At 74.1% G+C, this 21,648-nt stretch carries 20 protein-coding genes; 10 read left to right on the forward strand and 10 right to left on the reverse strand.

The genetic code is table 11. From position 1 onward, the window contains the following. Nucleotides 1–78: 78 nt before the first annotated feature. The gene (locus AB0P03_RS19505) at nt 79–702 is read right to left on the reverse strand and encodes a hypothetical protein (protein ID WP_363629879.1); all 624 of its coding nucleotides are present in this window, start codon (nt 700–702) and stop codon (nt 79–81) included. Nucleotides 703–846: 144 nt separating this feature from the next. Between AB0P03_RS19505 and AB0P03_RS19510 the strand changes: the two genes are divergently transcribed. Genes AB0P03_RS19510 through AB0P03_RS19520 form a run of 3 tightly spaced genes read left to right on the forward strand, consistent with a single transcriptional unit; the run spans nt 847 to nt 2,301 of the window. After that, nucleotides 847–1,077 (forward strand): hypothetical protein, encoded by a 231-nt coding sequence (locus AB0P03_RS19510; RefSeq protein WP_363584831.1) that lies wholly within the window; start codon nt 847–849, stop codon nt 1,075–1,077. Nucleotides 1,078–1,102: 25 nt separating this feature from the next. Then, complete coding sequence (locus AB0P03_RS19515; RefSeq protein WP_363584832.1) at nt 1,103–1,609, forward strand: hypothetical protein; 507 nt, start codon at nt 1,103–1,105, stop codon at nt 1,607–1,609. Then, nucleotides 1,606–2,301: a class I SAM-dependent methyltransferase gene (locus AB0P03_RS19520; protein WP_363629881.1), complete on the forward strand. Its 696-nt coding sequence runs from the start codon at nt 1,606–1,608 to the stop codon at nt 2,299–2,301. The genes AB0P03_RS19515 and AB0P03_RS19520 overlap by 4 nt, the downstream gene beginning before the upstream one ends. Before the next feature lie 43 nt (nt 2,302–2,344). Here the strand turns inward: AB0P03_RS19520 and AB0P03_RS19525 are convergent, their stop codons facing one another. Then, entirely contained in the window at nt 2,345–2,818 is a 474-nt protein-coding gene (locus AB0P03_RS19525) for a MarR family winged helix-turn-helix transcriptional regulator (protein WP_363584836.1), read from the reverse strand. Between the two features lie 57 nt (nt 2,819–2,875). On the opposite strand from AB0P03_RS19525, the gene AB0P03_RS19530 reads away from it, so the two are divergent. Continuing rightward, nucleotides 2,876–3,706, forward strand: coding sequence for an alpha/beta hydrolase (locus AB0P03_RS19530; RefSeq protein ID WP_363584838.1), 831 nt, complete (start codon nt 2,876–2,878; stop codon nt 3,704–3,706). Between the two features lie 139 nt (nt 3,707–3,845). Here the strand turns inward: AB0P03_RS19530 and AB0P03_RS19535 are convergent, their stop codons facing one another. The 4 genes from AB0P03_RS19535 to AB0P03_RS19550 all read right to left on the reverse strand — a co-directional run bounded on the left by AB0P03_RS19535 (nt 3,846) and on the right by AB0P03_RS19550 (nt 7,456). After that, nucleotides 3,846–4,934 (reverse strand): SDR family oxidoreductase, encoded by a 1,089-nt coding sequence (locus AB0P03_RS19535; protein WP_363629883.1) that lies wholly within the window; start codon nt 4,932–4,934, stop codon nt 3,846–3,848. 153 nt (nt 4,935–5,087) lie between these two features. Continuing rightward, nucleotides 5,088–5,681, reverse strand: coding sequence for a TetR/AcrR family transcriptional regulator (locus AB0P03_RS19540; RefSeq protein WP_363584842.1), 594 nt, complete (start codon nt 5,679–5,681; stop codon nt 5,088–5,090). 69 nt (nt 5,682–5,750) lie between these two features. Further along, a complete protein-coding gene (locus AB0P03_RS19545) occupies nt 5,751–6,419 on the reverse strand; it encodes a histidine phosphatase family protein (RefSeq protein WP_363584844.1) in 669 nt (222 codons plus the stop codon). Between the two features lie 104 nt (nt 6,420–6,523). After that, entirely contained in the window at nt 6,524–7,456 is a 933-nt protein-coding gene (locus AB0P03_RS19550) for an aldo/keto reductase (protein ID WP_363584846.1), read from the reverse strand. Nucleotides 7,457–7,681: 225 nt separating this feature from the next. Between AB0P03_RS19550 and AB0P03_RS19555 the strand changes: the two genes are divergently transcribed. Together AB0P03_RS19555 and AB0P03_RS19560 are read left to right on the forward strand one after the other, a co-directional pair. Then, nucleotides 7,682–8,428: a rhomboid family intramembrane serine protease gene (locus tag AB0P03_RS19555; protein ID WP_363584848.1), complete on the forward strand. Its 747-nt coding sequence runs from the start codon at nt 7,682–7,684 to the stop codon at nt 8,426–8,428. A 132-nt stretch (nt 8,429–8,560) separates the two neighbouring features. Continuing rightward, on the forward strand, nt 8,561–9,529 hold the full coding sequence (locus AB0P03_RS19560) for a D-2-hydroxyacid dehydrogenase family protein (RefSeq protein ID WP_363584850.1): 969 nt from the start codon (nt 8,561–8,563) through the stop codon (nt 9,527–9,529). 138 nt (nt 9,530–9,667) lie between these two features. Here AB0P03_RS19560 and AB0P03_RS19565 read toward each other — a convergent pair whose 3' ends face one another. Continuing rightward, on the reverse strand, nt 9,668–11,263 hold the full coding sequence (locus tag AB0P03_RS19565; protein ID WP_363629885.1) for an L-lactate permease: 1,596 nt from the start codon (nt 11,261–11,263) through the stop codon (nt 9,668–9,670). A gap of 234 nt (nt 11,264–11,497) precedes the next feature. After that, nucleotides 11,498–12,244 (reverse strand): IclR family transcriptional regulator, encoded by a 747-nt coding sequence (locus AB0P03_RS19570; protein WP_363584854.1) that lies wholly within the window; start codon nt 12,242–12,244, stop codon nt 11,498–11,500. Nucleotides 12,245–12,342: 98 nt separating this feature from the next. Here AB0P03_RS19570 and AB0P03_RS19575 point away from each other — a divergent pair, with 98 nt between their 5' ends. Together AB0P03_RS19575 and AB0P03_RS19580 are read left to right on the forward strand one after the other, a co-directional pair. Further along, nucleotides 12,343–13,509 (forward strand): aminotransferase class V-fold PLP-dependent enzyme, encoded by a 1,167-nt coding sequence (locus AB0P03_RS19575; protein WP_363584856.1) that lies wholly within the window; start codon nt 12,343–12,345, stop codon nt 13,507–13,509. A gap of 37 nt (nt 13,510–13,546) precedes the next feature. Continuing rightward, nucleotides 13,547–16,570: an FAD-linked oxidase C-terminal domain-containing protein gene (locus AB0P03_RS19580; protein WP_363584858.1), complete on the forward strand. Its 3,024-nt coding sequence runs from the start codon at nt 13,547–13,549 to the stop codon at nt 16,568–16,570. A gap of 74 nt (nt 16,571–16,644) precedes the next feature. Here the strand turns inward: AB0P03_RS19580 and AB0P03_RS19585 are convergent, their stop codons facing one another. Then, a complete protein-coding gene (locus AB0P03_RS19585; protein ID WP_363589508.1) occupies nt 16,645–18,240 on the reverse strand; it encodes a M4 family metallopeptidase in 1,596 nt (531 codons plus the stop codon). Nucleotides 18,241–18,449: 209 nt separating this feature from the next. On the opposite strand from AB0P03_RS19585, the gene AB0P03_RS19590 reads away from it, so the two are divergent. Then, nucleotides 18,450–19,778: a hypothetical protein gene (locus AB0P03_RS19590; protein WP_363629887.1), complete on the forward strand. Its 1,329-nt coding sequence runs from the start codon at nt 18,450–18,452 to the stop codon at nt 19,776–19,778. 50 nt (nt 19,779–19,828) lie between these two features. Here the strand turns inward: AB0P03_RS19590 and AB0P03_RS19595 are convergent, their stop codons facing one another. Beyond that, entirely contained in the window at nt 19,829–20,545 is a 717-nt protein-coding gene (locus tag AB0P03_RS19595) for an AMP-binding protein (protein WP_363589512.1), read from the reverse strand. Between the two features lie 206 nt (nt 20,546–20,751). Here AB0P03_RS19595 and AB0P03_RS19600 point away from each other — a divergent pair, with 206 nt between their 5' ends. Beyond that, nucleotides 20,752–21,576: an ATP-binding cassette domain-containing protein gene (locus AB0P03_RS19600; protein ID WP_363589514.1), complete on the forward strand. Its 825-nt coding sequence runs from the start codon at nt 20,752–20,754 to the stop codon at nt 21,574–21,576. Nucleotides 21,577–21,648: the final 72 nt, after the last annotated feature.

The following is a 21,648-nucleotide window of genomic DNA, read 5'->3' on the forward strand; positions in this document are numbered from 1 at the left end:
CCACCGCCTGGGGCGCCCCGCCGGATCGGTCCGGCGGGGCGCCCTCGTCGTGCGGGTACGGGTGCCGCAGGCGATTTTTCAGCCGTAGATGCTGTGGCAGAGGCGGGCCTGCTCCGAGCCCGCGGGCCAGCGGCCGACGCGTTCGGCCTGGTCGCAGATGCCGCCCGCGCCGAGGGTGGGCAGCGCCGCGCCGGGGGCCGGAGCCGCCGGGGTGGCGCCGGCGGGGGAGGCGCCGTGGGCCGACGGCGAGGGGTGCGCGGTGCGGCCGGGCTTCGGGTGCGCGGTCGCCGCGTGCTGAGCGTCGGCCGGCTCGTCCTCGTTCGGCGCGGCCGCCGCCGTGGCCGTGGCCAGGGCCGGTCCGGCGCCCTGTGGCGTGGGCGGCGGCAGCGGGGACGGCGCGGGCGTGGTGGGGAGCGGGGAGAACGCGGGCGGGTCCGGCGCCGCGGGGTCGGACGCGGAGGGGGAGGCGTGCGGCAGGGCCACCACGTCCAGCTCGTCTCCCGACCCCGGCCCGCACATCGCCAGGACGGCGGCGAGGACGGCGACGGTCCCGACGGTCGCGGCGGCCCACACCTTCCGCGACCGCCGCGACGCCGGTGCGGGCGCCGGAACGGGGGCCGGCGCGAACCCGGTGGGTACCGGGGGTGGCTGCCACGCGTCCTGCGGCCACTGCCACTGTCCTCCGGTGGGCTGCCCAGTCATCTTGTCGTCCTTCCAGCGCCGAACCCCCCACCGAATCCCCCGTCATGCCTTCCCCGTGCTCAACGAGCGCGCCGACGCCGGGACATGACCCGGAAGAGGGGTCTGGAGGGGCGCCGATTGCCGCCGCGCCACATGCTGGGGGGCATGGAGACCAACAGCACGTCCAAGCACCTGGTCGAGGTGGCCGACTTCCGGACCGACAGCCGCTACCGCCTGGTCCACTTCGAGGGCCACGGCTGGGAGCCGCTCGCCCCCGAGGAGTTCGAGCCCCGGATCCGCCAGCTCTTCCCGGACCTCGACCCGCGAGATCCGGTCCGCGTCCACTGGGCGGATCGCCCCTGGGAGTGGCCCCTCTGGCACCCCGGCGAGGCGTGAGCCGCGCTTTCGTTACGCTGTCCGGGTGAGCGTGGATCATTTCTGGCGCCGCCTGCCCGGCCAGGAGGTCGACACCTGCTCGCCGGCGGAACTCGGCGAGCTCGTCCCCGACCGGCAGGACGTCCGCTACGACCAGCTGGCCTCCGCCGGGCTCCTCCTGGGCGTGCGGAGCACCGCCCGGCTGATGGAACTGGCCCTCACCGAGAACGGCCTGCACCCCGACCCGGCCGCCCGCCTGCCCGTGTACGGCGGCGAGCGCCGTGAACCCGACGCCGCGCAGACCGATCCGCTGGTGCTGAGCCCCGCGCAGGTCGCGGCCGCCTTCACCTTCCTGCGCGACTCGGCGCTCGGCGAACTCGTGCGCCAGCAGGACACCGTGCTGGCCCGGACGGTCGCGCGCCTCGGGTACCCGACGCCGTGGTCCGAGACCTGGGCGTCCCGGGTGGTCGCCGACCTGCGGGAGCTGCGGGACTTCTTCGCCCACGCGGCGGCGGCCGGTGACGCGGTGGTCGTCCGGGACCGGAAGGCATGATCGGGGTGGACGAGTTGGGCGGGGTGGAGGACGTGAAAGGGGTGGGCGGGGTGGAGGACGTGAAAGGGATGGGCGGGGTGGAGGACGTGAAAGGGATGGACGGGCTTTCGAGCACCGCCGGTTACGCCGAGGCGGCGGAGGAACTCGCCGTCCAGTACGAGAGCGTGACCTTCGCCGAGGTCCACGCGGACCTGCTGCACAGCTACCCGCCCCCGCCCGCCGCCGTCCTCGACGTGGGGGCCGGCACCGGGCGCGACGCGGCCGCCCTCGCCGCCCTCGGCCATCCGGTGGTGGCCGTCGAGCCGACCGCCGAACTCCGTTCCGTCGCCGAGCGGTTGCACGTGGGCTCCGGCGTGCGCTGGGTCGCCGACGCGCTGCCCGAGCTGCCGCGGCTGAGCGCCGGCGCCGAACGCTTCGACCTGGTCCTGCTGACCGCCGTCTGGATGCATCTCGCCCCCGCCGAGCGGCCGTTGGCGATGGCCGCCCTCGGTCGGCTGCTGGCCCCGGGCGGGCGCCTCGCCCTGACCCTGCGCCACGGCCCCGTCCCGCCGGGCCGCCGGATGTTCGACGTCCCGCCCGAGGAGACCGTCGCGCTCGCCGCCGCCCGGGGCCTGCGACTGCTCCACCGCGCCGAACGCGGCGACCTGCACGGCCGGTCCGGCGTCCGCTGGACGAGCCTGGTCTTCGGGTAGGCCGCTCTCCTGCCGTCCGGGCCGCGCCTGCGCGGTACGGGGGTCAGTTCACGTCGACGTTGTCGAAGAGTTCGAGCATCTGCGTGAGGACGTGCACGCAGGCGGTCAGGTCGGCGTCGGTCAGCTCGCCGCCGACCTGGCGGAGCAGGGCGTGCTCGCGGGCGCTCGCGGCGGAGACGGCGGCCCTGCCGTGGTCGGTCAGCCGGATCAGCGAGGACCGCTGGTGGGCGGGGTTCGGGGTGATCTCGACCAGGTCCAGGGCTACCGCGTCGTTGACCATGCGCTGCACGAACTGCCTGCTCAGCGCTTGTGCGCGGCCCATCTGAGGGACGGTCATGGGCCCGTGCTCCGCGAGCAGGAGCAGCACGGCGCGCACGCCGACGGACAGCCCCTCGATGGGAGCCGCGAGTTCCACCTTGCGGAGCACCCGCCGGTACAGCGGGCCGACCAGGTCGAACACGTCCATGAGCCGGTGGGCGAGGACGTCGGGCGGGAGCGGGGCATCGGTATCGGTCACCCCGTCATCATGGCACCTGGGTTGCCAATCCTCGCGGGGGATGACAACTTGGTTGTCATGACTGACGCATCTGACGTGTTCTCGTTCGACGACGGCCGCAGCCACCTCGCCTACCGTGACATCGGGTCGGGCCGACCCCTGGTGCTGGTGCACGGCGGCCTGCTCGACCACCGCATGTGGAGCGACCAGATCGCCGCCTTCGCGGCCGACTACCGGGTGATCGCGCCGGACGCCCGCGGCCACGGCGGATCCTCCAACGCGACCGGCCCGTTCCGGCACACCGACGACCTCGCGGCCCTGCTGCGCCACCTCGGCACCGGCCCCGCGATCCTCGTCGGGCTGTCGATGGGCGGCGCCATCGCCGTCGACACCGCGCTCGAACACCCGGACGTGGTCGAGGCGTTGGTCGTCAGCGGCGTCGGCACCAGCGAACCCGAGTTCGAGGACCCGTGGCTCGGCGAGATCGAGGCCGAGGAGGCCCGCGCCATGGCCGCGGGCGACCTCGAAGGCTGGATCACGGCGTTCACCCGGCTCGCGGCCGGCCCGCACCGCACCCTCGACGACGTCGACCCGGACATCGTGCGCACGTTGAAGGACATGACCCGGCGAACCCTCGCCAAGCACACCCCCACCGAACCCGACCACCAGGTGCCCGTCACCGACACCTGGGCGCGGGCGGCGAAGATCGGCGTCCCGGTGCTGGCCATCAACGGCGGCATCGACTCCGACGACCACCTCGGCATGGCCGAACGCCTCGTCCGCAGCGTCGCCGACGGCCGTACGGCGACGGTCGACGGCACCGGCCACTACCCCAACATGGAATGCCCGGACGCCTTCAACGAGCTCCTCGACGACTTCCTCCGGACCCTGCCGGTGCACGAGGGCTGACGGTGGATCCTGCTCACGGGCGCCTTCCGGATGGAGTCTCACCCCAAGGCTGACAGCGGCAGTTCGCCACCGGCTGGCCGGCCGACCGGCCAGCCGGGCCGCTCCGCGCTCGTCATGGACCCGCACGGCGCGCCGTGGTTCACCGGGACGGGGCGCCGAAGTCCTCGGCGACCAGCCGGTCGGCCCAGCGCCGGAGGGCCGGGGCGAGGGGCGGGTGGACGAGGCCGGCGGCGGTGGCGAGGCGGTCGGCGGAGGTGGTGTCGTAGCGGTCCTCGGAGAGGAAGCCGAGGGTCTCCGGGTCGGCGCCGGTGAGGGCGCGGGGGAGGCGGCGGACGATGGCGACGGGGACCAGGCCGCGGGGCGGGCGGACGCCGAGGTGGGCGGCGATGAGCGCGATCAGGTCCGGGAGCACGGGGGTGGCGGGGTCGAGGACGGTGTGGGCCATCAGGGCGGAGCCGTCGGGCGCGGGGGTGGTGGCGCTGTCGTGCGCGGGGACGGCGGCGAGGAAGCGGGCCAGGTGGTCGACGGTGACCACGGGCAGGAAGGTGCGGCGGGTGCCGGGCAGCAGCGGCAGGCGGCCGCGGTGCAACTGGCGGACGAGCTGGGCCAGGCCGAGGTACTGGCCGGCCTCGCCGGTCCGCGAGTGGCCGATGACGCTGCTGGGGTTGACGGTGGTGAGCGGGACGCCGAGTCGGGGTGCGGTGACCCGGACGGCGGCGTCGCCGAGCAGCTTGGAGGCCTCGTACGCGCCGAGGCACGCGTAGGCGGCGGTGGTGGCGCGGGGACTGGGCGGGTACAGCGGCTGCGGGTCGCGGCCGACGCGGTAGCCGGAGAGGTGGACCAGGCGGCGCAGCCGGGGCCGGGTGGCGGACCAGTGGAGGGCGTGCAGGGCGCCGTGGACGTTGGCGGGTTCGGCCTGGGCGCGGGTGAGGCCGAACTGGTAGCGGGCGGCGAGGTTGTGGACGTCGCGGACCTCGGTGAGCCGGGCGTCGTCCTCGGGGGAGAGGCCGAGGCCGGGATGGGTGAGGTCGGCGGCGACGGTGGTCAGCGCGGTGTCGTCGGCGCCGTGGGTGCGCAGCCAGCGGCGTAGTTCGGTGTCGCGGCCGACGCCGCGCACGGCGGCGGCCACGGGCTCGCCGCGGGTGAGGAGTTCGAGGACGAGCCAGCGGCCGAGGAAGCCGGTGGCGCCGAGGACGAGGGTGCGGGGCGATGGCGGGAGGGGCGGCATGGGGCAACTCCTGAAGCTGGAATCTGTAGACCGGTCTGCATATTTATTGGGCGCGAGGAGACTTCGGGCACGGGAGATTCGGGCACAAGGAATCGGGAGGGTCGGAAGGGGCGGAGCCGCGCACCGGTCGGCGGCGGCTCCGCCCGCGACGCCCTACGCGGTGCGGGCGGCCGGCTTGGCGCCGAGCAGGTGGCGGACGGCGTGCAGCGCGTGGTCCAGCGGCTCGCGGCTGCGCCGGACCGACGCGAGCAGGACCGCGCCCTCCATCAGCGCCAGTGCCTGCCCGGCCGCCGTCGCGGCCTCGGCCGGCTGGAAGCCCTCGGCCTCCAGCCGGCCGGCCAGCACGCGCTGCCAGCTCTCGTACACTTCCGCGCAGACGGCGCGCAGCGGCTCGTTGGTGCCGGCGACCTCCAGGGCGACGGTCGCGATCGGGCAGCCCTTGGTGTAGTCGGAGCCCGCCAGTCGCTCGGCGAAGACCTCGGTGAGCCGCTCGGTGAGCGCTCCGCTGTCGGCGCCCTCGGCGGCCAGCGCGGCGAGCAGGTCCTCGACCTCCTGTCCGGCCTGGACGAGGGAGGCGGCGACCAGTTGGTCCTTGCCCTCGGGGAAGTGGAAGTAGAGCGAGCCGCGCGGTGCGCCCGTCGCGGCCACGATCTGGTTGAGGCCGGTCCCGAAGTAGCCCTGTGCCTCGATCAGCGTCCGGGTGCCGGCGATCAGCCGGGCCCGGGTTTCCTCACCCTTGACTCCCATGCGGAAAACAATAGACCGGTCTGCATATTCCTGTCGACGGGCCTCAGCGCCTGGCCTCAGTACCGGGCCTCAGCACCGGGCCTCGGACGGGAAGCCGGTCCAGCACAGTTCGTCGGGCAGGTGGCGCATGTCGTTGTGGAGCAGCACGTAGGAGGGGCGGCCGGGTGTGTAGCGGATGACGGTCAGCGCCGCGTTGCAGGAGTTGAGGCCGAGCCAGCGCCAGGCAGGGGCGCTGAGGGCGTGCCGGACCAGCCAGCCGATCAGGAACGCGTGGGTGACGACCAGTTCGTGCCGGTCCTCGCCGCCCGCCACCGGACCGGTGAACCGCTGGACGGCCCGGCGCGCCAGCTCCGGGCCGCGGGCGCGCTCCTCCGCCGTGGACTGCGCGAGGAAGTCCAGCAGGTAGTCGGCGCTGTCGGCGGGCAGTTCGTGCCGCTCCGGGACGTACGGCACGTAGTCGCCGGCCTCCTCGCAGACCGTCGGGACCGCGCCGGCCTGCCAGCCGCCGCCCAACGGCTCGTTGCCCGGCCGCCCGCCGCCCAACTGCTCGGCGATCAGCCGGGCGCTCTGCGCGGCCCGGGGCAGCGGTCCGTGGTGCACGGCTGCGATGGGGCGGTCCGCCAGCCGCCGTCCGAGCAGGACGGCCTGTCGGCGTCCGTCGGCCGTGAGCCCGCTGCCGTCGGGCGCGGCCTCGCCGTGGCGGGTCAGGTAGAGGTAGCGGGTGGCGGACTCGGCCATGCTCCGGGACTCCTTCGTTCGTGTCGGCGTGCGTGCTCTCGTGCTCGCCGGTGATCCTGGGCTCGTCCCGGATCGACGCCGTCGCGGCCCTGCCCGGTTCCGGATCAGCCCGTGTGCGCCTCCTGGAGCAGTGCCAACTCCTCCGGGGAGAGGCGCAGCGCCCCGGCGGCGATGTTGTCCTCCAGGTGCGCCAGGTCGCCGGTGCCGGGGATGGCCAGGACGTGCGGGCCCTGGTGGAGCGTCCAGGCGAGGCGGACCTGGGCCGGGCCGACCCCGCGCGCCTGCGCCACCGCCCGGACCTGGGCGGGTTCGGCTCCGCCCGTGCCGGACTCCCGCCCGGCTCCGGCGATCGCGTAGAACGGGACGAAGGCGATGCCCTGCTCGCCGCAGAGCCGCAGCACGGCGTCCTGTTCGGGCGAGGCGCCGATGCCGTACGGGTTCTGCACGCACACGACGGGCGCCACGGCCTGTGCCTCGGCGAGCTGGTGCGGGTGGATGTTGGAGAGGCCGAGGTGGCGGATCAGCCCGGCCTGCCGCAACTCGGCGAGGGCGCCGAAGCGTTCGGCGATCGAGTCGGTGCCGACGATCCGCAGGTTCACCAGGTCGAGGTGGTCGCGGCCGAGTTGGCGCAGGTTCTCCTCGACCTGGCCGCGCAGCCGCTCCGGGGTGCGGGCGTGCTCCACCCACTCGCCGTCGAGCCCGCGGCCCGGGCCGACCTTGGTGGCGATCACCAGGTCGTCGGCGTACGGCGCGAGCGCCCGGTTGATCAGCTCGTTGGCGGAGCGCAGTGGGGAGAAGTAGAAGGCGGCGGTGTCGAGGTGGTTGACGCCCAGTTCGACGGCGCGCCGCAGCACCCGGACGGCCTGCTCGCGGTCGCGCGGTACGGCGTCGGGGACGAGCGCCCGGCCGGTCTGCGGCAGGCGCATCGTGCCGAGGCCGATCCGGTGGACGGTGCGGTCGCCGAGCGTCCAACTGCCGGAGGCGGCAGCGGTGACGGCGGCAGCGGTGACGGCGGCGGGGGTGGTGTCGGAGGTCATGCCGTCATGATCGCCACTGCACTGCCCCGACCGCCAGCGATTCGGGAATGTGTGAATCCCCGGGGAATCCACGGGGGCGGAGATGACGGCGGACCTGGCGGGACTGTGACAACCGTCATGCCGAGTCCATGATCACCCTCCCTGGTCCGGGGCCCCGCCCGACCGGGATGATGGGGCGCGTCGACGGGGCGGGAGCGCCCAGGGTCGGGTGAACGGGGGTCGGCGATGTCGCCGCACGAGATCGGGTTGTACGCGAGCGCCGCCGTGGTGGTCAGCGTGGGACTTCAGGCGCTGGTACTGGCCGGCTCCAACGTCGGTCAGGGAGTCGGCTCCGCAGCCGGCCCGGGAGCAGGAGCCCCGGCGGGCGCCGGGCCGGGCGAGGTGCTCGCCGTGGTCCGGGGCGCCCTGGCGCGCCGGCCCCGGGCCACCCTCACACTGTTCGCGGTGATGGCGGTGATGGCCGTGCTCCAGTACGCGGTGCCCGCCCTGGTCGAGGATCTGATGCGGCAGCCGGGAGCGCTGTCCGACGGGCAGTGGTGGCGGGCCGGGACGGCCCTGCTGGTGCAGTCCTCCGGGATCACGCAGATCGCGATGAACCTGCCGGCCCTGCTCGTGGTCGGCGCCGTCGCCGAGTCGGTCCTCGGGTGGTGGCGGACCCTGGCCGTCTTCCTCGTCAGCGGCGTCCTCGCCCACGTGGTGAGCCTGGCCGGCTGGTCGCCGCGCGGCGGCGGCGACTCCGTGGCCGTCTGCGGCCTGCTCGGCGCCCTGGCCGTCACCTGCCTGCTGCGCGGGAACACCCTGGGCCTCACTTTCAAGGGCACCTGGTACCTGCTGCTCATCCCCGCGGCCGGTCTGTTCCTGTGCGCGCTGCGGAACAACCACGGCGCCGGTCTGGTGGCGGGCTGCCTGCTCGGCCTGGCGCTCGCCGCCGGGACGAGGGCCAGGCCGACCGGGCAGCCCGCCGTGGCGTGACGGGGCTTGGCCATCGCGCGCCTCCCCGTGCTCCGGTGCCGGTGGTCCACCCCCGGGGCCAAGCTCGCAGACCCGCGGCTCGGACCGGGCCTGGCACGCCGGGCGCCGGTCGGCGTCTGGGAGAGTGCGGGCATGACACTTCGGACTCTTCGGTGCGCCGTCCTCGACGACTTCCAGGGCGTCGCCACCAGCATCGTCGACTGGTCGCCGGTCTCCGACCGGGTGGCGGTGACCGCCTTCTCCGAGCACTTCGGGTCGGAGGACGAACTCGCCGCGGCGCTGGCCGACTTCGACTTCGTCGTGACCCTGCGCGAGCGGGTGCCGTTCCCGGCCTCGCTGTTCGCCCGGCTGCCGAGGCTCAGGCTGCTGGTCGCCTCGGGCATGCGGAACTCGGTGATCGACTACGCGGCCGCCGAGGCGCACGGCGTGACGGTCTGCGGGACGGCCAGCTCCTCCACCCCGCCGGTCGAGCTGACCTGGGCGCTGCTGCTCGGCCTGGCCCGCGGCATCGTGCCGGAGAGCACGGTGCTGCGCGAGGGCGGTCCCTGGCAGAGCACCGTCGGCGCCGACCTGCACGGGCGGGTGCTCGGGCTGCTGGGCCTGGGGAGGATCGGCGGCCTGGTCGCCCGGGTCGGACTGGCCTTCGGCATGGACGTGCTGGCCTGGAGCCAGAACCTCACGGACGAGCGGGCCGCCGAGGTCGGCGTGCGCCGGGCCGCCGGCAAGGAGGAGCTGTTGAGCGGCGCCGACTTCGTCTCGATCCACCTCGCCCTGGGCGAGCGCACCCGGGGGCTGCTCGGCGAGGCCGAACTCGCGCTGATGAAGCCCGAGGCGTACCTGGTGAACACCTCCCGGGCGGCGATCGTCGACCAGGACGCGCTGCTGGCCGCGCTCACCGGGGGCCGGATCGCGGGCGCCGCCGTGGACGTCTTCGACGTCGAGCCGCTGCCCGCCGAGCACCCGCTGCGCACCGCGCCCCGGCTGCTGGCCACCCCGCACCTGGGGTACGTGTCGCGCGACAACTACCGCCGCTACTACGGCGAGGCGGTCGAGGACATCGCGGCCTACCTGGCCGGCGAGCCGATCCGCCGCCTGGGCTGACCCCTGGCTGGGCTGACCCCTGGCTGGGCTGACCCCTGGCCTGGGCTGACCCCTGGCCTGGGCTGACCCCTGGCCTGGGCCGATCCGCCGAGCCGGGCCACCGCGCCGACCGGCCCGGTCGGCGCGGCGGCGACTCGTTCACGGCACCATCCAGCCGAGGACCGGGGTGGACTGGAGCCAGGCGAGGAGGCAGAGGACGGCCAGGACGGCCAGGCTCCAGCCGATGATCTTGCGGAGGACCTCCCCCTCCCGCCCGTACGTCCCGACCGCGCTGGCGGCGATGACCAGGTTCTGCATCGCGACGGCCTTGCCCTGGACGCCGCCGGTGCTGGTGGTCGCGGCGGCCAGGAGGGGGGACAGTCCGATGTGCTGGGCGGCGGAGACCTGCATCGCACCGAAGAGCGCGTTGGAGGAGGTGTCGGATCCGGTGAGGGCCACGCCGAACCAGCCGGTGAAGCCGGAGAACAGGGCGAAGGCACCGCCGAGGCCCGCCAGCCAGGTGCCGATGGAGACGGCCATCCCGGAGAGGTTCATCAGGTAGGAGAGGGCGAGGACGCAGGCGATGGTCAGGGCCGCCCAGCGGATCTGGTGCAGCGCGTCCAGGTAACAGCGCAGTGCCCGCCGTACCGGCACCCGCAGGATGAGCGCGGTCAGGACGCCGGTGGCGAGGAGCAGGGTCCCGGCCGCGCCGAGCCAGCCGAAGTCGAAGGTGGTGACCGCCACGGGTCGGCCGCTCGGGCTGGTCACGTGGAGCCCGGGCCAGGGGAAGGAGACGTCCTGGTCCTTCACGAAGCCGGCGACGGGCCCGCCGTAGGACACCAGGGCGAACAGCGCGGTGATGATCGCGTACGGGAGGAAGGCCAGCAGGGTGTCCCGGCGGGGGGCGCGCTCCACGCGGGGCCGCGTTTCGGCGGCGGGGCCGTGCCGTCGCGCCCGGATCCTGAGCAGCACGATGACCGAGGCGAGCGAGGTGAGCGAGGCCACCAGGTCGGTGAGTTGGTAGGTGAGGTAGTTCGAGCAGAGGAACTGGCCGACGGCGAAGCCGGTTCCGGCGGCCAGGGCCACCGGCCACACCTCCCGGAGCCCCCGGCGTCCGTCGAGGAGGAGCAGCAGGACGAACGGCACCAGGGCCGCGATGACGGCGGACTGGCGGCCGACCATGGCGCCGAGGTCGGCCCCGGGGAGGGAGGTGACCTTGGCCAGGGTCTGGATCGGGTTTCCCACCGAACCGAAGGCCGCCGGCGCCGTGTTGGCGAAGGCCGCGACGGCGGCGGCCTTCAGGGGGTCCAGTCCCAGGCCGAGCAGGATGAGCGAGGTGACCGCGATGGGGGTGCCGAATCCCGAGAGGGACTCGATCATCGCCCCGAAGCAGAAGGCGATCAGCACGGCCTGGATCCGGATGTCGCCGGAGAGGGACGAGAAGGTCCTTCCGATGACGTCGAAGTGTCCGGAGGCGCGTTGGAGGCGGTTGATCCACACCGCGCCGAGGATGATCCACACGATCGGGAACAGTCCGAAGGCGGCTCCCTCCAGTGCGCCGTCGGCGGCCTGGCCGAGCGGCATGCCGTAGCCGGCGGTGGCGATCAGGAAGGCGGTGGCGAGCCCGGCGAGGGCGGCCCAGTGCGACTTCAGTCGCACCAGGCCGAGCAGGACCAGGAGGACGAGGAGGGGGGTCGCCGCGAGCAGGGCGGCGAGAGCGGGGTGTCCGAGCGGGTCTGGGACTTGGCGATACACGGGTGGGTCTCGCTTTCTCCAGTCGGCGATGACCGCGACGGCGAGAACGCTCGATCCACCCGGGTACGGACGATCGGCGCACGCACATTTTCGCATCATGGAACCCGAGTTCCATCAGGCGCCAAGCATGGGATGCGCCGATACCGCCGTCAAGGGGGCGGGGTGCGGGCTCCGGATCGGGAGTGCCGATCCTGACGCATCGTCAGAAAAGCTTCGGGGAGGCCGAGTTCGCCGTCACCCGCGCGCTCCGAGCACGACGCCGAGCCGCTTCGCCGCCGCGTTGACCAGGGCTCCGTGCTCCGCCCGCGACTCGTCGGTGGCCCGGCTGGCGGGGACGTTGACGCTGATGCTCGCTACCGGCAGCCCGAGGCCCCCGATGACCGCCGCGGCGACCGCTGAGACGTCGGAGCGCCACTCGCCGCTGTTGGTCGCGTAGCCCCGGCGCCGGACCTCCGCCAACTCGTCCAGCAGCCGCCGTGGTTCGACGATCGTCGTGTCGGTGTACCGGGCCAGCCCCTCGGCGAGATAGCTCTCCAGCGCCTCGGCGGGGCTCGCGGCGAGCACCGCCTTGCCGTTGGCGGAGGCGTGGGCGGGCAGGTCCTGCCCGAGCGGAAGGACGATCCGCACCGGCTGGCTGGTCTCCAGCCGCTCCACCAGGATCACCCGGCCGCCCTCCGGCACGGCCAGGTGGACCGTTTCGCCGGTCTGCCGGCGCAGTTCCTCCATCACCGGCACGGCGGCGTCGCGCAGGCCCAGTTCACCGGTGGCCTGCCGGCCGACCTGCAGCGCCTTGGCGGTCACCAGCCACCGCGTGGGTGCCCCGCCGGCCTGGCGCAGCCACCCCGCCGTGTGCAGGGTGAGCAGCGCCCGCTGCACGGAGCTCTTCGGTAGGTCCATGGCCCGCGCCAGCTCCGCGACGCCGATCGGCTGGCGCGCGGCGACCTCCTCCAGTACCCGCAGCGCGTTGAGCACGTTCTGCATCCTTGACCCCCTTCGAAGGTGGCGCCTACGCTCCACTATGCCGCTCCACGATACGACGTGCCGTCAGACGGCACAACCCTTAAGGGGGTTCGACGCGTATGTCCTTCCGTACCGGCCGCCACTTCCTCCAGATCCCGGGCCCCACCAACGTCCCCGACCCCGTGCTGCGGGCGATCGCGGCGCCCACGACCGACCACCGGGGGCCCGAGTTCGCGGCACTGACGCTGCGTCTGCTCAAGTCGATCGGGCCGGTGTTCGGCACCTCGGGCCCGGTCGTGATCTACCCCGCCTCGGGGACCGGCGCCTGGGAGGCCGCCCTGGTCAACACCCTCAGCCCCGGCGACCGGGTGCTCTGCTTCGAGACCGGACAGTTCGCCGCGCTCTGGCGGGAGATGGCCCAGGACCTCGGCCTCCAGGTGGATCTGGTCCCCGGGGACTGGCGCCACGGTGCCGATCCCGAGGTGCTCGCGCAGCGACTCGCCGAGGACGCCGACCGGACGATCAAGGCGGTGTGCGTCGTCCACAACGAGACCTCCACCGGCGTGACCAGCCGGATCGCGGAACTGCGCCGGGCCCTGGACGAGGCGGGCCACCCGGCGCTGCTGCTGGTCGACGCGGTGTCCTCGCTCGGCTGCCTCGACTACCGCCACGACGAGTGGGGCGTCGACGTCACGGTGTCCGGCTCGCAGAAGGGCCTGATGCTGCCGCCCGGGCTGGGGTTCAACGCGGTCAGCCGCAAGGCGCTGGTCGCTTCGCGCACCGCCGGGCTGCCCAAGTCGTTCTGGAGCTGGGCGCCGGTCATCGAGGCGAACCGGAACGGTGCCTTCCCCTACACCCCCGCCATCAACCTGCTCTACGGCCTGGACGAGGCCCTGCGGATCCTCGACGCCGAGGGCCACGACAACGTCCACGCCCGGCACGCCCGGCACGCCGCCGCCACCCGGGCCGCCGTCCACGGCTGGGGCCTGGAGGTCCTGTGCGCGGACGAACGCGAGTACTCCGGCTCGCTCACCGCGGTCCTGCTGCCGGAGGGCCACGACGCCGACCGGTTCCGCGAACTCGTCCTGGAGCGCTTCGACATGTCGCTCGGCGCCGGTCTGGGCAGGCTCGCCGGCTGGGTCTTCCGGATCGGCCACCTCGGCCACCTCAACGACCTGACCCTCATCGGCACCCTCGCCGGGGTGCAGCTGGGCCTGGAACTCGCCGGGGTGCCGATCGACCCGGCCGGCCTCGGTGCGGCGCTCGACGTGCTCCGTCGCCCGTGAACGCCCCGGCACCCCCAGACACAGGAGTCAACCGGACATGACAGCGAGCAGTTCCGACGCCTCGACGGCCGGCCGCGGCCCCGAGCGCGCCGCCCGACCCGAGAGCGGCACCCGCCACGGCGACACCCGCGCGCTGGAGCACCGGCTCCGCCGCGACCTCGACGGCGAGGTCCGCTTCGACGACTACACCCGGCACCTGTACTCCCGGGACGCGAGCATGTACGCGATCACCCCGGTCGGCGTGGTCCTGCCCCGGCACGCCGACGACGTCCAGGCCGCGGTCGCCGCGGCGGCCGAACACGGCGTACCGCTGGTGCCGCGCGGCGCGGGCACCAGCCTGGCGGGGCAGACCGTGGGGCCCGGGCTGGTCCTGGACCTGTCCCGCCATCTGAACCGCATCGTGGAACTGGACCCCGAGGCCCGTACCGCCCTGGTGGAACCCGGCGTCGTCCAGGCCCAACTGAACCGCGCGGCGGCGCCGTCGGGCCTGGTGTTCGGCCCCGACACCTCCACCGCCAACCGGGCCACCATCGGTGGCATGATCGGCAACAACTCGGGCGGCAGCGGGTCGCTGCGCCACGGGATGACCATCGACCACGTCCGGGAGCTCGACGTCGTGCTCTCCGACGCCAGTCGGGCCCACCTCGCCCCGGTCGACGCGGCGGAGCACCGCCGGCGGGCCGCCCTGCCGACCCTCGAAGGTGCCGTCTACCGCGAACTCCCGCGGATCGTCCGGGCCAACGCCCGGGCCATCGCCGAGGGAACACCGGAGTTCTGGCGCCGCTCCGGCGGGTACCGCCTGGAACGGCTCGTCCGCGAGGGCGCCGAGGGCGCCGAGGGCGCGGAGGACGCCCCCTTCGACCTCGCGAAGTTCGTCGTCGGCTCGGAGGGCACCCTCGTCATCGCCACCAGGGCCCTGGTCGACCTGGTGCCCAGGCCCGCGCACACGGTCATCGCCGTCGGCCACTTCACCTCCGTCGCCGGGGCCGTCGACGCGACCGCGGACGCCCTCGCCTGCGAACCCGCCGCGGTGGAGCTGATGGACCGGACGATCCTCGAACTCTCCCGGCGGAAGATCGAGTACGCCCCGCTCGGCGGCATCCTGGCCGGCGATCCCGGGGCGCTGCTGTTCGTCAGCTTCAGCGGGGACGACGAGGGCGAACTGCGCGGCCGGCTCCAGCGGCTCACCGCCCGGTGGGCCCGGCACGGCCACGGCTACCACACCCTGCACGCGGTGACCGCGAAGCAGCAGGAGGCCCTGCTCAAGGTCCGCTCGGCCGGCCTGGGCCTGCTGATGGCCGCCGGCGAGGGCACCCGCCGTCCGCTCGCCTTCGTCGAGGACACCGCCGTCGACCCGGTCCACCTCGTCGACTACACCCGCCGCTTCCAGGAGGTGCTGGACCGGCACGGCCTGTCGGCCGGCTTCTACGGGCACTGCTCGGTCGGCTGCCTGCACATCCGCCCCTTCGTGGACCTGACCGACCCCGCCCAGGTGACGACCATGCGGGCGGTCGCGGAGGAGATCCGGGACCTGGTCACCGAGTACGGCGGTGTCAACTCCAGCGAGCACGGCGACGGCCTGGCCCGCAGCGAGTTCAATCCGCTGCTCTTCGGGCGGGACCTCTACGAGGCGATGCGCGGTACGAAGCGGCTCTTCGACCCCCGGAACCTCTTCAATCCCGGCAAGATCGTCGACGCCCCCGCGATGACGGACCACCTGCGGGACCGGGCCCTGCCGCCCGCGCCCGAACTGCGCACCCGGCTCGCCTTCGAGGTCCTCGGCGGCATGCGCGGGGCGGCCGACCGGTGCATGAACATCGGGCTGTGCCGCAAGAGCGCCACCGGCACGATGTGCCCCTCCTACATGGCCACCCGGGAGGAGGAGCACTCCACCCGCGGCCGCGCCAACGCCCTGGTGAAGGCGCTCTCCGAGCCGGACCCCCGGCAGGCGCTGGGAGACGAGCGCCTGCACGGGATCCTCGACCTCTGCCTGATGTGCAAGGCGTGCAAGAGCGAGTGCCCGCTCGGCGTCGACATGGCCACGCTCAAGGCCGAAACCCTCTCCCACCACCACGACCTGCACGGGGTGCCGCTCAGATCCCGGGTGTTCGGCGCCATCCGCCTGCTCAACCGGCTCGGCTCGGCCACCGCGCCGCTCTCCAACCTCCCGGGGCGCAGCCGGCTCGTCCGCCGACTGCTGGAACGGAGGTTGGGGATCACCGCTGCCAGGCCGCTGCCGGCCTTCGCGCGGGACAACCTGCTGCGGTGGTTCCGGCAGCACGAGGGCGCGGCCCCGTCGGCCCCCCTCGGTGAGGTGACCTTCCTGGCCGACTCCTTCACCACCTTCACCGAGCCGGCCATCGGCCGCGCCGCCGTCGAACTGCTGGAACTGGCCGGCTGGCGGGTCCGGCTGGCGGCGCAGGGCTGCTGCGGTCGCGCGAGCCTGTCCAAGGGACTGCTGGACGACGCCAAGCGGCAGTCGGCCGACTTCGCCCGGGCCATCGCCGCGACGGCGGCCCCGGACTCACCGGTCACCGGCTGCGAGCCGTCCTGCCTGATGACGCTGCGGGACGAGCACCTGGCCCTGCACCCGGACGACCCGGTGGTCAAGGATCTCGCGGGCCGGGTCCGGCAGGTGGAGGAACTGCTCACCGAGGCGATCGACGCCGGACGCCTCCGCCTGAGCCCCGAGGCCTGGCCGGCCGGTCGCCGACTGCTCTACCACGGCCACTGCCACCAGAAGGCCGAGGTCGGTACGGCCGCCACCATCGCCCTGCTGAACCGGATCCCCGGCGTCGAGGTGGTCGAACTGGACGCCGGCTGCTGCGGGATGGCGGGCTCCTTCGGTTTCGAGAGCGAGCACTACGAGGTGTCCATGACGGTGGGGAACGACCGGCTCTTCCCCGCCGTCAACGCCGAACCCGAGGACACCGTGATCGTCGCCACCGGCGCGTCCTGCCGCCAGCAGATCTTCCACGGGACGGAGCGCCACGCCTGGCACCCCGTCCAACTCGTCCGCGAGGCCCTGCTGACCGGCACCGCCCCCGCCCCGTCCGGCTGAGCGGGGTCCGGGGGCGCGAGGTCCGGGGGCGCGGCGGCCCAGGTCGCCTGGGCCGCCGCGCCGGACCGTGCGCGTCAGTTGACGTTGACGCCGCTCCAGGCCGCCGCGACGGCCTTGTACTCGGTGCTGTTGAGGCCGTACAGGTCCTTGGCCGCGCTCAGGGAGGCGGTGCGGGCGCCCTTGTAGGTGGTGGTGGAGGTCATGTAGACGGTCAGCGCGCGGTACCAGATCTTGGCGACCTTCTGGTTGCCGATGCCGGCCACCGTGGAGTTGTTGCAGGTGGGGCTGTTGTAGGTGTAGCCGTTGATGGTCTTGCTGCCGCTGCCCTCGCTGGCCAGGTAGAACCAGTGGTTGCCGACGCCCGAGGAGTTGTGCACGTCGAGCTTGCCGACCGAGCTGCTCCAGCAGTCCGCCGACCGGCCGTCGAGCGAGGGCTTGTCGAAGCGGCGCAGCCACGGCGGGGTGGACTGGTCGCTGAACAGGTAGTCGGGGGTGTCCACCTTGTTGTTGGCGTACCACTCCACCATGGTGCCGAAGATGTCGCTGGTGGACTCGTTGAGGCCGCCGGACTCGCCGCTGTAGCGCAGGTTGGCGGTGGCGCTGGTGACGCCGTGGGTCATCTCGTGGCCCATGGTGTCGAGGTCGACCTGCTCGGGGTCGGTGCTGCCGTCGCCGTCGCCGGTCATCATGCAGAAGCAGCTGTCGGACCACTGGGCGTTGTCCCAGTTGGTGCCGACGTGGACGAAGACGGTGGCGCCCTTGCCGTCGTTCTTGATGCCGTTCCGGCCGAAGGTGTTCTTGTAGTAGTCGTACGTCCAGGCGGTGTTGGCGTGGGCGTCGACGGCGGCGGTGGAGCGGTCGGTGGAGAACTTCTTCCCGTCGCCCCAGACGTTGGTGGTGCTGGTGAACGCGGTGCCGGAGCCGGCCTTGAGCGCGCTCGCCGCGACGTTGTTGGCGTCCTTGGTGACGTGGCCGCGGACCGAGTCCTTGAGGGTGTAGCCGCCGCCGCTCTGGGCGGTGGTGTCGATCGTGATGTCGCCGGTGTACTCGGAGTGGCCGGTGCCGGAGGCCTGGTGCTCGGCGTCGTAGGTCTCGATCTGCTCGCCGGTGGTGGCGTCGGTGACGACCACCTTGCCGGCCGGCTGGCCGTGCTCGCCGGTGCCCTCGACGGTGGTGCGCCAGGCGAGCCGGGGCGTGCCGTCGGCGGCCCAGACGACCAGTTCGGGCGTGCTGGTGGCGTCCTGGACGCCGGGGGCGGCCGTGAGCGCGGCGGAGGCGCCGGCCTGCGCGGGCACCTTCGGGACGGTGGACCCGACGGCGGCGTCGTGGGCGGCCGCGCGGGAGGAGTCCTTGAGCCGGCCGCGGGCGTCCTGGTGGACGACCAGGTCACCGCCGACCACCGGCAGGCCCTGGTAGGTGCGGTCGAAGCGGACGTGCTGGGTGCCGTCGGCGTCGAGGACGACGTCCTTGACCACGAGGTCCTGGCCGGCGCCGAAGCCGAACACCCCCGCGTTGTGGGTGACGTTGGCGCGGGCCTGGGATATCGCGGCCTCGCGCATGCCGGGGGCGGCGGAGGCCGTGCCGGTGGGGACGGCGACGGCGACGAGGGCGGCGACGACCGCGATGGCTCCGGCCGCGAGGGGGCGGCGGGAGGAGGAGGTGGGGCTCACTCGGACTCCAGTCGGGGTAGCTGCAGGGAAAAGAGCTGCGACCGACATTGACGGCGATCAGTCAGGTAGAGCTAGAGGAATGGTCATATCTTTGCCAAGTTGTGTCCTGTTCAAATCAAAAGTGAGCAGAAATCAACACCCGTGCCGCATATGGCCGATCGCGTTCCGACGCATGACGCACGACCTGACGAGGCCCTAGGCTCGCCCCCATGGACGGATGGGTGGGGGCCTGGACCGGCGGTCGGGCGGCTGTCCACGTGGGCAACGTCGCGGACTTCAACGAGCAGTTCTTCGCCCCGGGCATGGACGCCGCCCAGCGCGCCCGACGGCTGCGGCAGGCACACCACTACGCCTGCCTGGCCACCTGCTACAGCCCCGAACCGGCACTGCTGGTGCTGCCCGCCGAGGTCGGCCCGGAGTGGACCGACTGGCTGGCCCGGGAGCTGGAGTGGGGCCCGGTCGAGGTGCACGGCGGCGTCGCGCCCGAGCGGACGGTCGCCCGGGCGCTCGCCGAACGGCCGGCCCTGGCCGCGCGGATCGCCGCCCTCGGTCGACCGGTGGTCACCTGGGGCCGCACCGCCGCCCAGGGCGAGGGCCCCGAACTGGCCGCGGTGCACCGCTACGAGTCCAAGGCGGCGGCCCACGACCTGTTCGCCGAACTCGCCCCCGACCACCCGGGCGTCGTCGTCCCCCGGCAGGAACGCCCGGACGGCCGGGGCCGGGCGGCCCGCCGGCTGACCGCCCGCGCCGCCCGGGGGCTGACCACCGTGCTGAAGAGTCCGCACGGCGTCGGCGGCTACGGCACCGTCGTGGTGGAGCCGGCCGACCTGTTCGCCGCCGGCGGCGGCCGGGCCCTGCTGCGGCGCCTGGTCCGCTCCGAACTCCTGCCCGCCCGGGGCGGCCTGCTGCTGGAGGAGCACGTCGACCCGGGCCCGGCCGCCCGGCTGCGCGACCTCACCTACGACGCGCTGGTCGGCCCCGACGGAGCCGTGCACCCGGTGGGCGCCGGCGACATGCGCGTCGCCGGCACCCGCTACCAGGGCGTCACCGTCGGCCCCGACGCGGTGCCCCGGGGCGCCGCCGGGACGGCCCGCCGGTTCGCCCTCGCGGTGGGGGAGCGGCTGGCCGCCGAGGGCTACCGGGGCTGGTACGACGTGGACTTCGTCACCGACCGGCAGCGCCGGCTCGCCCCCACCGAGATCAACCTGCGGCTCACCGGCCCGGCCGTGGCCTTCATGCTGCGGGCCCGCCTCGACCAGGTGCGGGGCCCGGGCCACCTCGTCCGCACCCTGGACGCGATGCCGCTCGGCGCCCGGCTCGCCCCGGGCGCGCTGCATGACCACCTCGACCGGCTGCGGCCGCGCTGCGCCCGGCTCGACGTCACCCTCCTGCCGTTGATCCCGACGGCGGGCCACGACCCGGAGCCCGCCGTCGGCCTCGCTCTCGCCGGGCCGAGCACCGAGGCGCTGGACGCCGCGCAGGCGCTGCTCACGGCCGCGCACCACGGGCTGGCCGGGATGTTCGAGGCGCTGCGCTGACCGGTCGTCAGCGCAGGTCGTCAGCGCAGGTCGTCAGCGCCGAGCGGCCGTCACCGCCGGCGGTCCAGGGTGAGGTTGCGCGGGGCGACCACCAGGGTGGCGCCGGAGCCCAGCGCGCGGACCCAGTCGGCGGTGAAGACGTCGAACTCCAGGCTCGACGTCTGCAGGATCCGGTCCGCCGGGGACAGCCCGTACACCTCGTGCCAACCCCGGTACGCGGACAGCAGGTTGCGGTGCTCGACCAGGGCCCCGGCGGGCAGGCCGGTGGAGCCCGAGGTGTAGAGGACGCAGGCGAGGTCCGTCGGGCCGGCGGGTGCCCCCGGTGGGTCGGACGGCTCTTCGGTGAGGTCGGCCGTGTCCAGGCAGACGATCCGCGCCGGGCCCGCGTCGGCGAGCCGCACCCGGTGGCTCTCCTCGGTCACCACCAGGTCCGGGGCGGCGTCGGTCAGGACGTGCCGCAGCAGCGCGTCCGGCGCGCTCGGCTCCAGCGGCACGTACGCGGCGCCCGCCTTCAGCACCGCGAGCAGCGCGACGTACACCTGCGTGCCGCGGCCCAGGGCCACCGCCGCCCGGCCGCCGGGGGCCAGGCCGCGCGCCGCCAGGTGGCGGGCCAGGGCGTCGGCCCGCGCGTCCAGTTCCCCGTACGTCAGCTCGGCATCGCCGCAGCGGACGGCCACCGCCTGCGGTGCCTGCCCGGCCCGCAGTTCGACCAGCCCGTGCAGCGTGTCGGCCGCCCGGTCCTCGGCCGCTTCCCCGTCGGTCGGCATCGGCGCTCCCCTCGTCCCCTCCGAATGCCCAGATCATCCTCCCAACTCCCGCAGGGTGACAGGGTTCTGGAGCGTCCACTCCTCGGACGGCCCGGACCCGCGTGCGGTGACGGTTGTACTCTGCACGCAGACGGTCGGCGCCGGCCCGTCCGGTACGGCGCTTCGCCCGCGCCCTGTCCGGCGCCGCACCTCGGAGGTCCGCCCCCATGAGCTCGTCCGTCCCGTCCTTCGACGGCCCGCTGCTGCGCACCCAGGACGTGGACGTCGTACGTGACGGCCGCCACCTGCTGCGCGGGATCACCCTCGCCATCGAGCCGGGCGAGCACTGGGCGCTGCTCGGCCCCAACGGCGCCGGGAAGTCGACCCTGCTCGCCCTGCTCGGCGCGGTCTCCCACCCCACCCGGGGCGAGGTGGACGTGCTCGGCCGCCGGCTCGGCCGGGTGGACATCCGCGAGCTGCGCGCCCACCTCGGACACGTCAACCCCCGGCACCCGCTGCGCTCGCCGCTGAGCGTGCGCGAGGTGGTGCTCACCGGGCACACCAACACCATCGAGCCGGAGTTGCACCGCAAGCCCGGCCCCGAGGTGCTGGAGCGGGCCGAGCAGCTGATCGAGACGCTCGGCATGGGCGCGATCGCCGAGTCGGCGTGGACCACCCTGTCCCAGGGCGAGCGCGGCCGGGCCCTGATCGCCCGCGCGCTGATGCCGAGCCCCCGCCTGCTGCTGCTCGACGAGCCCGCCACCGGGCTGGACCTGACCGCCCGCGAGCTGCTGCTGGACAGTCTGGACCTGCTGCGCCACCAGCACCCGGAGCTGGCCAGTGTGCTGGTCACCCACCACCTGGAGGAGCTGCCGGAGAGCACCACCCACGCCCTGCTGCTGCGGGACGGGGAGTGCGTGGCGGCCGGGCCGGTGGACGAGGTGATGACCACCGAGCTGATCAGCGTGACCTTCGGCCACCCGATCCGGATCAGCCGACACGAGGGCCGGTGGACGGCCCGGGCGGCCGCGCGGCGTACGCCGGGGCGCTGACGGGTCCCGGTCGGGGCGTGGGCAGGCTGGGCGGTCGGCCCGCTTCCGACGGGGGCGGGTATGGACGTAAAA

The sequence above is a fragment of the Kitasatospora sp. NPDC088779 genome, from assembly GCF_040685395.1.
Taxonomy (GTDB): Bacteria; Actinomycetota; Actinomycetes; order Streptomycetales; family Streptomycetaceae; genus Kitasatospora.

Coding starts and splice junctions, on each gene's coding strand:
- AB0P03_RS19535 (WP_363629883.1), bottom strand. CDS start 4,934: ATGCCGCCCCTCCCGCCATCGCCCCGCACCCTCGTCCTCGGCGCCACC.
- AB0P03_RS19575 (WP_363584856.1), top strand. CDS start 12,343: ATGTCCTTCCGTACCGGCCGCCACTTCCTCCAGATCCCGGGCCCCACC.
- AB0P03_RS19560 (WP_363584850.1), top strand. CDS start 8,561: ATGACACTTCGGACTCTTCGGTGCGCCGTCCTCGACGACTTCCAGGGC.
- AB0P03_RS19540 (WP_363584842.1), bottom strand. CDS start 5,681: ATGGGAGTCAAGGGTGAGGAAACCCGGGCCCGGCTGATCGCCGGCACC.
- AB0P03_RS19505 (WP_363629879.1), bottom strand. CDS start 702: ATGACTGGGCAGCCCACCGGAGGACAGTGGCAGTGGCCGCAGGACGCG.
- AB0P03_RS19555 (WP_363584848.1), top strand. CDS start 7,682: ATGTCGCCGCACGAGATCGGGTTGTACGCGAGCGCCGCCGTGGTGGTC.
- AB0P03_RS19580 (WP_363584858.1), top strand. CDS start 13,547: ATGACAGCGAGCAGTTCCGACGCCTCGACGGCCGGCCGCGGCCCCGAG.
- AB0P03_RS19595 (WP_363589512.1), bottom strand. CDS start 20,545: ATGCCGACCGACGGGGAAGCGGCCGAGGACCGGGCGGCCGACACGCTG.
- AB0P03_RS19510 (WP_363584831.1), top strand. CDS start 847: ATGGAGACCAACAGCACGTCCAAGCACCTGGTCGAGGTGGCCGACTTC.
- AB0P03_RS19520 (WP_363629881.1), top strand. CDS start 1,606: ATGATCGGGGTGGACGAGTTGGGCGGGGTGGAGGACGTGAAAGGGGTG.
- AB0P03_RS19600 (WP_363589514.1), top strand. CDS start 20,752: ATGAGCTCGTCCGTCCCGTCCTTCGACGGCCCGCTGCTGCGCACCCAG.
- AB0P03_RS19550 (WP_363584846.1), bottom strand. CDS start 7,456: ATGACCTCCGACACCACCCCCGCCGCCGTCACCGCTGCCGCCGTCACC.
- AB0P03_RS19590 (WP_363629887.1), top strand. CDS start 18,450: ATGGACGGATGGGTGGGGGCCTGGACCGGCGGTCGGGCGGCTGTCCAC.
- AB0P03_RS19530 (WP_363584838.1), top strand. CDS start 2,876: ATGACTGACGCATCTGACGTGTTCTCGTTCGACGACGGCCGCAGCCAC.
- AB0P03_RS19545 (WP_363584844.1), bottom strand. CDS start 6,419: ATGGCCGAGTCCGCCACCCGCTACCTCTACCTGACCCGCCACGGCGAG.
- AB0P03_RS19570 (WP_363584854.1), bottom strand. CDS start 12,244: ATGCAGAACGTGCTCAACGCGCTGCGGGTACTGGAGGAGGTCGCCGCG.